The 9922-nt window shown below is 75.2% G+C and carries 9 protein-coding genes; 4 read left to right on the top strand and 5 right to left on the bottom strand.

Features of this window, described 5'->3' with window-relative positions:
* Positions 1-610, top strand: a 610-nt coding sequence (locus AB0N76_RS38045; RefSeq protein ID WP_363565426.1) for an alpha/beta hydrolase, incomplete at its 5' end; no start/stop codon positions are given.
* A gap of 80 nt (positions 611-690) precedes the next feature.
* Here the strand turns inward: AB0N76_RS38045 and AB0N76_RS38040 are convergent.
* The 4 genes from AB0N76_RS38040 to AB0N76_RS38025 all read right to left on the bottom strand — a co-directional run bounded on the left by AB0N76_RS38040 (position 691) and on the right by AB0N76_RS38025 (position 4841).
* Positions 691-1983 (bottom strand): FAD-dependent oxidoreductase, encoded by a 1293-nt coding sequence (locus tag AB0N76_RS38040; protein WP_363565425.1) that lies wholly within the window; start codon positions 1981-1983, stop codon positions 691-693.
* Between the two features lie 199 nt (positions 1984-2182).
* Positions 2183-2614 carry a nuclear transport factor 2 family protein gene (locus AB0N76_RS38035; protein ID WP_363565424.1) on the bottom strand — a complete coding sequence of 144 codons (432 nt, stop codon included), beginning with the start codon at positions 2612-2614 and terminating at the stop codon, positions 2183-2185.
* A 6-nt stretch (positions 2615-2620) separates the two neighbouring features.
* Positions 2621-3424 (bottom strand): MBL fold metallo-hydrolase, encoded by an 804-nt coding sequence (locus AB0N76_RS38030; protein WP_363565422.1) that lies wholly within the window; start codon positions 3422-3424, stop codon positions 2621-2623.
* A gap of 100 nt (positions 3425-3524) precedes the next feature.
* Entirely contained in the window at positions 3525-4841 is a 1317-nt protein-coding gene (locus AB0N76_RS38025; RefSeq protein WP_363565420.1) for an MFS transporter, read from the bottom strand.
* A gap of 101 nt (positions 4842-4942) precedes the next feature.
* On the opposite strand from AB0N76_RS38025, the gene AB0N76_RS38020 reads away from it, so the two are divergent.
* The 3 genes from AB0N76_RS38020 to AB0N76_RS38010 all read left to right on the top strand — a co-directional run bounded on the left by AB0N76_RS38020 (position 4943) and on the right by AB0N76_RS38010 (position 8423).
* On the top strand, positions 4943-6040 hold the full coding sequence (locus tag AB0N76_RS38020) for a DUF5937 family protein (protein ID WP_363565418.1): 1098 nt from the start codon (positions 4943-4945) through the stop codon (positions 6038-6040).
* Positions 6041-6138: 98 nt separating this feature from the next.
* Positions 6139-7017, top strand: coding sequence for a PhzF family phenazine biosynthesis isomerase (locus AB0N76_RS38015; protein ID WP_363565416.1), 879 nt, complete (start codon positions 6139-6141; stop codon positions 7015-7017).
* A gap of 428 nt (positions 7018-7445) precedes the next feature.
* Entirely contained in the window at positions 7446-8423 is a 978-nt protein-coding gene (locus AB0N76_RS38010) for a hypothetical protein (RefSeq protein ID WP_363565414.1), read from the top strand.
* A 38-nt stretch (positions 8424-8461) separates the two neighbouring features.
* Here the strand turns inward: AB0N76_RS38010 and AB0N76_RS38005 are convergent.
* A partial coding sequence (locus AB0N76_RS38005; RefSeq protein WP_363565412.1) for a carboxylesterase family protein occupies positions 8462-9922 on the bottom strand: 1461 nt, incomplete at its 5' end.

Raw genomic sequence — 9922 nt, 5'->3', positions numbered from 1 at the left:
CCGGCGTCGGCGCGGCCAGGCCCTGGCCGGCGACCCGGGCTGCTGCTCTCCCGCCGCCGGCGACCCCGTCGCCGTCGACCCGGCCGCCGTCGAGGACGCCAAGGTGCTCGCGACGACCGTCCCGAACGCGCTGCGCGAGGCCCTGCCGGAGACCCCGTACTCGGCCGACGACTCCTACTACGGCGTCAACTGCCAGGACAAGCCGTACCCGTCGAACCCGTGGCTGTTCCCGAACCTCGCCAAGTCCTGGGAGAAGGAGTCGCCGACCTTCGGCCGCTACCAGGCCTTCGACGGCCCGACCTGCGCCAGCTGGCCGGCCCCGGCCCGGGACGCCGAGCGCTTCTCCGGCCCGTGGAACCGCCGCACCGCCACCCCGGTGATGGTCATCGGCAACCTCTACGACCCGGCGACCAACTACGAGTTCTCCAAGCGGATGCAGCGCCAGCTGGGCAACGCGGTGCTGGTCTCCGTCGACGTGGTCGAGCACTGCGCCGTCGGCCGCAGCAAGGAGCTGAACAAGCTGGTCACCGACTACCTGGTGAACCAGCAGGCCCCGGCCCCCGGCCAGCTGCTCAAGCCGGACGCCGAGGCGTTCCCGCCCGTCGCCTGACGGACGGCTTTGGGTAAACGAGCGAACGGACGGCCCGTCCCGGAACCACTTCCGGGGCGGGCCGTCCGCCGTTCCCGGCCTCAGAGCGAGGTCAGCGGCACGTCCGGGTCGGCCAGCGCCTTGAGGTCCACCGCCCGGCCGGACTTGACCAGGGCGCGGATCGGGTCGGTGACGTCCCAGACGTTCACGTTCATACCCGCCAGCACCCGGCCCTCGGACAGCCAGAAGGCGATGAACTCGCGGGTCGCCGGGTCGCCCCGGAACACCACCCGGTCGTAGCCCTCCGGTTCGACGTAGCCGACGTACTCGGCGCCGAGATCGTATTGATCCGTGAAGAAATAGGGGACACGGTCGTAGACGGCGTCCTCGCCGAGCATCGCCCGGGCCGCCGTCTGCGGCTGGTTGACCGCGTTGGCCCAGTGCTCGACCCGGATGTGCTTCCCGAACAGCGGGTGGAAGGCGTTGGCGACGTCGCCCGCCGCGTAGACGTCCGGGGCCGAGGTGCGCAGGTGCTCGTCCGTCTTGACGCCGTTCTCGACCACCAGTCCGGCCGCCTCGGCGAGCGCGGTGTCCGGGGTGATGCCGATGCCGACCACCACCGCGTCCGCCGCCACCGTCGCGCCGTCCGCCAGCCGGACCCCCGTCACCCGGCCGCCCTCGCCGGTCAGCTCCTCGACCCGGGCCCCGAACCGCAGGTCCACGCCGTGTTCGCGGTGCAGATCGGCGAACACCTGCGCCACCTCGCGGCCCAGCACCCGCAGCAGCGGCAGCTCGGCCGCCTCCAGGACGGTCACCTCGGCGCCCGCCGCCCGCGCCGCGGCCGCCGTCTCCAGGCCGATCCAGCCGGCCCCGATCACCACGATCCGGGCCCCGGACCGGAACGCCTTGCGGATCCGCTCGCTGTCCTCCACCCGGCGCAGGTAGTGCACGCCCTCCTGGTCCGCCCCCGGCACCGGCAGTCGGCGCGGCACCGAACCGGTGGTCAGCAGCAGCTTCGAGTACGCCACCCGGCCGTCGTCGGCCAGCGTCACGGTGTGCCCGGCCGGGTCGATCGCGGACACCGCCGTGCCCAGCCGCAGCGTCACGTCGTGCTCGGCGTACCACTGCGGCGGATGGACGTGGATCTTCTCCCGCGCGGTCTTGCCGAGCAGGTAGCCCTTGGAGAGCGGCGGGCGCTCGTACGGGCGCTCGTGCTCGTCGCCGATCAGGACGATGCCGCCCTGGTAGCCGGCCTCGCGCAGCGCCTGCGCGGCCTTCGCACCCCCGAGGGAGGCGCCGACGATCACGATCGGGTGCTGCCGGTCGCCGCCGCCTCCTCCGCTGTCGCCGCCGTCCGTCCCGTCCGTGCTGGCTGTGCTGCTGGCCGTGCTCATGGTGGACTCCTCGCTCCGCGGCCGGAAATCACGCACAGCCTGCCGCCGGGCGGTGGACCTGTCGAGACCGTGTCCGGCGCGCCGCCCCCGCTCCCCCGAACGGGTGACAGCGGGGCGGGCGGGCCACCGTCAGGGCGGCGTCGTCAGGGCGGTGTCGTCAGGGCGGCGTCGTCAGGGCGGCAGCGTCAGGACGGCAGCGTCAGGGCGTCATCGCGTCCCGGACCAGAGCGGTGTCCGTGAACTGCTCGAACCGCACGATCCGCCCGCCGCGCACTGTGAAGTGGTGCGCCACCCGCACGTTCAGCGGCCGCCGGGTGCGCTTGTGCACCGCCGTGTAGCGGGCCAGCACCACCACGTCCTCGCCGTCCACCACGTAGCGGTCGTCGTGCGCCGTCCAGTCCTCCCAGTCGGCGGCCAGCCGCTCCATCACCCCGCCGGTGACGCCCTTCGGCGTCCGGTACGTGCCCGCCAGCGGGAACCCGGCCATCTCGGTCCACTCGACGTCGTCGGCGAGGGTGGCGCGCAGCGCGGACAGGTCGCCGCGCGCCGAGGCCAGGTACTGGCGGCGGACCACGTCGGCCGGGGCGTCGGACTCGGCGAACGCCGCAGTGGACCTCGGGATCTCGATCATCGTCGCTCAGCCCCAGCTCAGCTCGCCCTTGGCGACCTTGGTCCCGAGGTCGACCGCCAGTTTCATGCCCAGGTCCGGGAACCGCTGCTCCAGCGCCTCGCGGGCCGCCGCCGCGTCCGCGGCCCGCCCGACCTCGGTCTCGAAGGCCCGCAGGTAGTCCCGGGTGTGGTCGATCGAGGAGGTGTCGGTGGGCGCGTCGGCCGTCCGGTGCCCCGCCACCACGAACTCGGGCTCCAGCGCCGCCATCCCGTCCAGCAGGTCGATCCAGGCCGCCCGCTGCTCCGGGGACGGGGTGTCCGCCGTCCACACGTGCAGGCCCTGGAAGAGCAGCACCCCGCCGAGCACCGTCCGGTGGTGGTGCTGCCAGAGGTAGTGCCGGTCCGGCAGGTGGAAGTCCGCGCCGCGCAGCTCGAACCGGTGGCCCTCGAACACCAGCTCGTCGCCGTGCAGCGGCTCGGGGCGGACCAGCCGGGTGGGCAGCTCCGGGCCCAGGTGCGCCCAGGCCCGGAGCTTGGCCTCGAAGGTCTCCTCGATGTGCTCGACGGTGGACGGGGTGGCCAGGAAGCGGGCCTGCGGGAAGACGTCCTGCACCTCCTGGGCGCCGAAGTAGAAGTCCGGGTCGCCGTGGCTGACGAAGACCGTGGTCAGCCGCTTGCCGCTGGCCCGCACCCGCTCGGCCAGCCGGCGCCCGTCGGACCGGGTGAACCCGGCGTCCACCAGCAGGGCGTCGTGCGGGCCGGTGACCAGCACGGAGGTCTTGTTCAGCGAGCTGTCCGGGCTGTCGATGACCTCGAAGTCGAGAGCGCTCATGCGGGATCCTTTCGCCGGGCCTGGGCGCGCACACCGCGTACCGTCGTCGCCGCCCAGCATCGGTGACCGGGCGCGTGCCCGCACCCCGGGCGGGTGCCCGTCACCGTGGGGCGAGGCGGGCGACGGCGACCGCGGCGAGGAGGGTGGTGGCGGCGAGGGTCGACCACAGGACGGACGGCCCGGCGGCCAGCAGGCCGGTCAGCACGGCCGGCGCCAGCGCGCGGCCGGCCCCCATCGACAGCTCCCAGCGGGCCAGCGCCCGGCCGAGCAGGTGCGGCGGGGCACTGGCCGCGACCAGCGCCGTCCCCGAGCCCGAGTAGAGGATCTCGCCGAGCGTGAAGAGCACCGAGACCGCCGCGACGGTCCCGGCCCCGGCGGTCCCGCCGAGCGCCCCGGCCGCCCAGAAGCCCAGGTAGGACACGGCGAGGGCGGCGCCACCGGTGGCCAGCACGGCGTGCCGGGAGCGGTCCGCGAGCCGGAGCACGACGGCCAGCTGAAGGGTGATCACCAGCACGGTGTTGCCCACGAAGACGCCGGACGACCAGGCCGGGGACGCGTGCAGGTGCAGCACCAGCAGGGCCGGCAGGGCCACCTCCAGGACGTCGAAGGAGAACGCGTAGGGGAGGTTGGCCAGGCTGAGCAGGGTGACCCGGCGCAGCGCGGGGCGGTCGGGCGCCGGTTCGGCGGACGGCTCCGAGGTGGACGGCTCCGCGGCGGTGGCGGCGTTTGGTGTGGCGGACGGCCGTGGCGCGGTCACCCGCAACGAGTGCACCAGCACCGCCGCCAGCAGGCAGGCGGCGCCGGTCACCCCGGCCAGCAGCCGGATCGCCCCGGTGCCGCCCGCCACCGCCAGGGTGGCGAGCAGTGCGCCCGCGCCCAGGCCCGCGTTGCGCAGCGTCCGCCCGGCGGCCAGCGCGGCGTCCCGGGTACGGCCCTCGGTGAGCGTCGACACCACGGCCGCGTGGGTGGCCGGCCACGACTGGCTGCCCACCCCGAGCAGTACCGCCGCCACCGTGAACCCGGCCACGCCGTCGGCCAGCAGCAGCGCCACCGCGCCGGCCGCCCGGACCAGCAGGGTCGCCGCGGCCGGCAGGCTGCGCGCGCCCCGGTCGATCCAGCGGCCGGTCAGCGGCAGCACCAGCAGCCCGACGACCATGCCGGCGGACATCGCCAGCCCGGTCGCGCCGGCGTCCAGGGCGAGCACGCCCACGCCGTAGAGCAGCAGGAACGGTCGGAGCAGGCCGGTGCCGAGGGCGTCCACCAGCAGCGCGGCGGCGTACCGGGGCCCGCCGGCGGCGGTGAGCAGGGCGAACAGGGCGGCCGGTCCGCTCCGTGGCCGCTCGGCGGCGGTCCCCGCGTCGGGTGTCGGTGAGAGGGCGGAGTCGGTCGGGTGGGGCGGGCTCTGGGTCGAGGTCATGTCCGGTACGGTCCGTCCGCACCCGGGCCGGTGGCACGTCGATTGACGAGTCCCGTCAATCGACGACGGACCGCGTCGCGGCAGGTGACAGGATCGGGGGCGTGAGCCTGACCATCGACATCACCGGCCTGCCCGACGAGCGCCTGCTGTTCACGCCCTCACCGCTGGGCGAGCTCAGCGCGATGCTGCACGTCCTCTCCGAACCCGCGCACCACCCCGGCCTGCACGGCTGGGCGGCGAGCACGATGACGACGATCCCGCCCGCGCTCGCCGACCGGCTCGGCGAGGGGGACTTCCTCTGGCGCTCCTCGCGCGCCGACTTCCTCGTCCCCGGCCTGCCCGGCGCCACCCTCACTGAGGAACTCGACGCCGTCGACCGGATCGACGACGAGCAGTACGTCCGGGCCGCGCTCGTGCTCACCTGCGGCGCCTCCCGGCTGAGCCACCGGATCAGCTCGCCGCTCACCGACCCGGTCGAACAGGAGCGGGCCCGCGAGATCGCCCTGGCCCGCGGCCCCCGGCAGGCCGACTTCGCCGACCGGCTGCTGGCCGACCCCGCCGCCGTCCGGGCGCTGATCCGGCGGCTGCTGGAGGACTGCGCGGAGGCGTTCTTCACCGAGGCCTGGCGGCGGGTGCTGCCGGAACTCGCCGCCGACGCCCGCCGGAAGACGGACCTGCTGGTCCGGCACGGCGCGGCCGAGGCGCTGGCGGCGGTCTCCTCTTCGGTGACGCTGGCGGACGGCGACGAGGGACGGCGCCGGATCGTCATCGACAAGCTGCAGGACAACGCCACCAGCGCCGTCGCGGCGGGCGGCGTCACCTTCATCCCGACCGCGTTCGGCCGGCCGCACCTGCTGGTGGTGTCCGCGGCCGGGTGGCGCCCGGTGGTGCAGTACCCCGTCGCCTCGGAGGGCGTGCCGGCACCGGTCTCGCTCGCCGTGGTCCAGCAGCGGCTGGAGGCGCTCGCCCACCCCGTCCGGCTCCGGCTCGCCCGGACCATCGCGCGCGGCCCGCACACCACCGGGGAACTCGCCGCCGCCTGGCAGCTCAGCGCGCCCGAGGTGTCCCGGCACCTGGCGGTGCTCCGCAAGGCCGGGCTGCTCACCACCCACCGGCGCGGGCGGTACATGCTCTACCAGCTCGACCTGGCCGGCAGCGCCCGGCTGGGGACGGACCTGCTGGAGGCGGTGCTGCGATGACGGGGAGCACCGGAGCAGGGAGCACCGGAGCGGGGAACACCGGAGCAGGGAACACCGGAGCAGGGAACACCGGGTCGGCGGCGTGCGTTCGTCCGGGCATGATCAATGACGCCACCGAGCCGCCGAGCAGCACCGAGCCCGAGATCCTGCGCTACGCCGCCTTCGCCACCGACCCCGGCGGCGGAAACCCGGCGGGCGTGGTGCTCGACGCCACCGGTCTGTCGGACGAGCGGATGCTCGCGATCGCCGCCGAGATCGGCTACTCGGAGACGGCCTTCCTCACGCCCGGCGCGGCGGCCGGTCACCACACGGTCCGGTACTTCAGCCCGCTGACCGAGGTGCCGTTCTGCGGCCACGCCACCGTCGCCTCGGCGGTCGCGCTCGCCGACCGGGTCGGCCCCGGGCGGTTCCGCTTCGCGACCCGTGCGGGCGAGGTGCCGGTCGAGGTGGCCGAGGGCGCGGACGGCGTCCTGCGCGCCACCCTCACCAGCGTCGAGCCGCACGTCGCGGAGGCCGGGGCGGCGGACGTCGCCGAGGCGCTCGGGCTGCTCGGCTGGTCGACTGCGGACCTCGACCCCGCGCTGCCGCCGCGCTTCGCGTACGCGGGCGCCCGCCACCTCGTCCTCGCCGCCGCCACCCGCGACCGCCTGGCCCGCCTCGCCTACGACTTCGACGGCCTGGCCGCCTACATGACCGCGCGGGACCTGGTCACCCTCCAGCTGGTCTGGCGCGCCGCGCCCGACGTCTTCCACGTCCGCAACCCCTTCCCGGTCGGCGGCGTGGTCGAGGACCCGGCCACCGGCGCGGCGGCCGCCGCCTTCGGCGCCTACCTGCGAACCGTCGACCCGTCCGCCGCCCCAGCGACCCTGACCCTCCATCAGGGCGAAGACCTGGGCCGCCCCGGCCTCCTCCATGTCGACCTGCACGGCTCCGCCCCACGCGTGCGGGTGTCGGGCGCGGCGGTCCCGATCGGCTGACGGCACACGCGCCGGTGCCGGCGGGGTGGGGGCGTGGGTGGTGATGCTGCTCTGCGCCGGCCCACGTTGCGGGTTCGTGCCCCAGGTGCGGCCGTGTGGATCGGGCGACGGCGTGCTCGCGAGGGCTGGACGGTCATGCCGTCTGCGCGTGTGCGCTCCACGGGTTCGTGCCTTGGGCGCGGCGGTGCCGATCGGGCGACTGAGTGAGGCACGGGCGGTGGCGCCCACGTGCGCGGCTGCAGCCCCGCACGTGGGCCGCTCCGTCGCAGGCCTGCGGGTGGCCCCATCCTGATCAGCTGATGCCGCGCGCGAGCGTGTCGGCTGGGTGGGGGTGCGGGCGGTGGCGCCGGGGCACATCCGCCACCGTCGTCTCCCCGTTCGCCGAGGGCTGTCATACTCGGCCGGCAAACGATCACCGGGGGGAAGACGTGCTGGCCTGGTTCGTGCGGATATCGGCGCTGCTCGCGGGCGTGGCCACGGGCGTCCTGAGCCTGTGGACGCTGGGGTTGCCGGACGGTGTGCCGCTGCCGGCGCCCGGGCTGGTGACCCTGGCCTGGACGGTGGGCGGGCTGGTCTGGCTGCGTGTCCTGACGCTCTGGGTCTGGTGGAGTGACGACAACCACTACTGGCTGTCGCGCCTGCCGTTCGACCGGGTGTGGGAGGCGCTGCCGAAGGTCTCCCGCCGGAAGGGACGTCGGCGGCCCGGTCTGCTGCGGCGGTTCGCGACGTCCGACTTCGACAGCACGCGGTGGGTGTTCCTGCGTCAGGCGGCGGTCTGGCTGCTGGTGGCGGTCTCCTTCGCGGCGCTGGTCGTCCTCGGCCGCTCGCAGGGGTCGGAGCAGGTCCGCGCACTGGTCCGGGCCGGGGCGGCGTTCAGCACGGCCACCGTGGTCGAGGTCTCCGAGGTCGACGAGAACCTGTCCGCGGATGACGTGCTGGTCTATCACGCCGCGCTGGTCCTGGCCCTGCCGGAGGGCGGCCGGGTCCGGGTGGACGGCGCCCGGACCCTGGCGGCGCCGGAACCGGACGGCCGGGTCGACGTGCTCTGGGCGCCCACCGCACCGGAGTTGGGCGGGGTGGTCGCGGAGGACCAGCCGAGCATGTCCCGCTACCTGAACCGCGACTGGGGGCTCACCGTCCACCGGACGGCACCGCTGGGGGTGGCCGTGATGCTGGTGCTGTTCGGCATGCTGCCGCTCGCGCTGGCGGCGGAGGACGACGGCCTGCAGGAGGTGGCGTGGTCCCCGGTCGCCCAGACCGTGCACGCCGCCGCCGTCACGGGCATGCTGCTGCTGGCCCTGCCGTACCTGTCGGGAACGGCCGGCGTCTTCTCGGGCATCGAGGCGGCCTGGGGTGGTCTGTTGCTCCTCTACTTCGCGCTGCCCCTCCGGGCGATCCTCATCTGATCGGATGCCTCAACTGCTCGGCGGCGTCGCCATGGAGCTCAGCCACCGAGCAGGGGGAGCGGGTCGAAGGGGTGGTCCTGCCAGAGCAGGCGGGAGGCCTCCTCGGGGTAACCGACGGTGGTGGGCGTGGTGTCGAGGAGCCGGGTGAGGCGCTGGTCCGGGGTGTAGGCGGGCCAGCCGGGGTCGCCGTGGGAGGCGAAGTTCGTCCAGGCGGTGCGGATGACGGTGGACAGGGCCTCGGCCGCCGGGGGAGCGGGGTCGCCGAGCAGGAGGGCGGGCTGGCCCCGGTCCAGGGTGCCGAAGAGCAGCGGGACGTCGAGGCCGTGGCAGGCACCGAGGACGCCACCCAGGCCGGGGGCCGGCCAGGTCAGCTCGTAGACGTGGGCCCGGCCGCCGGCGGCGCTCTGGGCCTCGGCGAGGCGGAGGGTGGGCATGCGGAACAGCCAGTCGGAGTTGACGAGTTCGAACAGCTCCTCCGGGCCCGCCGCCGGGTACGCCGCACGGTAGCGGCGGGCACCGTCGGGACCGGGACCAGGACCGGGACCGGGACCGAGGACGCGCAGGGCGGCCTCGGCCTGCTCCTCGGTGACTTGCTCGAGCATCCCGTCGAGCATGGTGAGCAGGCGCTGCTCGTCGCGGGTGTGGCCGACCAGGAGGTCGACGCCGCGGCCGGCGCCGTCGGCCAGGGCCTGCCAGGGGGTGACCGGCAGGGAGTCGCCGTCGACGACCGGTGAGTACGGGATCCGCCGGTACCCGGCCCGGCCCCAGCGGTCCGCGCGCTCGGGCATCGTGGCGCTGACCGCGTCGCCGGCGGCGGACAGCCGCGCCGGGTCCACGCCGGACAGCTCGGCTGCGGTGGGTTTTCGGCCCAGCTCGGCGGCGCAGGCGGTGGCGATGTCGGCGGCGAGCTCGGGCGTGAAGAAGGTGCCCTGCGCGCTGCCCGCGACGGCCCGGCGGAACAGCCCGGCCGCCCGGGGCATGGCGAGCAGCGCGGCGACCGACCCGCCGCCCGCCGACTGCCCGAACACGGTGACCCGGCCGGGGTCCCCGCCGAAGGCCCGGATGTTCTCCCGCACCCACTCCAGGGCGGCGATCTGATCGAGCAGGCCCCGGTTGCCGGGGGCGCCCTCGAACCACCCGAACCCCTCCAGGCCGGTGCGGTAGTTGAACGTCACCACCACGACACCATGGCTCGCCAGCCGACCGCCGTCGTACTCGGGCAGGCCGGAGGTGCCGATCGTGTAGGCGCCGCCGTGGATCCAGACGAGGACCGGCAGCCGCCCGCCCGGACCCGGCTCGGGCGACCAGACGTTGACGGTCAGCCAGCCACCGTCCACCGCCCCGTCCGCCGACCGCGGCAGCGCGTCCATGCCGAGGTGGCCGCCCTGCGGGGGCGGCGGGCCGAAGCTCAGCGCAGGCCGGACCCCGTCCCAGCCCGGGGCCGGGCGCGGTGCGGCGAACCGCAGCGGGCCGATCGGCGGTGCGGCGAACGGGATGCC

This window comes from Kitasatospora sp. NPDC093806, from assembly GCF_040683335.1.
Taxonomy (GTDB): domain Bacteria; phylum Actinomycetota; class Actinomycetes; order Streptomycetales; family Streptomycetaceae; genus Kitasatospora.
Note: the sequence above shows the minus strand (reverse complement) of the source record. Positions and strands in the feature narration are given on the sequence as shown.

What these genes read in the sequence shown, in the direction of transcription:
- AB0N76_RS38040 (WP_363565425.1), bottom strand. Translation starts at nt 1,983, where the DNA reads ATGAGCACGGCCAGCAGCACAGCCAGCACGGACGGGACGGACGGCGGC.
- AB0N76_RS38035 (WP_363565424.1), bottom strand. Translation starts at nt 2,614, where the DNA reads ATGATCGAGATCCCGAGGTCCACTGCGGCGTTCGCCGAGTCCGACGCC.
- AB0N76_RS38030 (WP_363565422.1), bottom strand. Translation starts at nt 3,424, where the DNA reads ATGAGCGCTCTCGACTTCGAGGTCATCGACAGCCCGGACAGCTCGCTG.
- AB0N76_RS38025 (WP_363565420.1), bottom strand. Translation starts at nt 4,841, where the DNA reads ATGACCTCGACCCAGAGCCCGCCCCACCCGACCGACTCCGCCCTCTCA.
- AB0N76_RS38015 (WP_363565416.1), top strand. Translation starts at nt 6,139, where the DNA reads ATGATCAATGACGCCACCGAGCCGCCGAGCAGCACCGAGCCCGAGATC.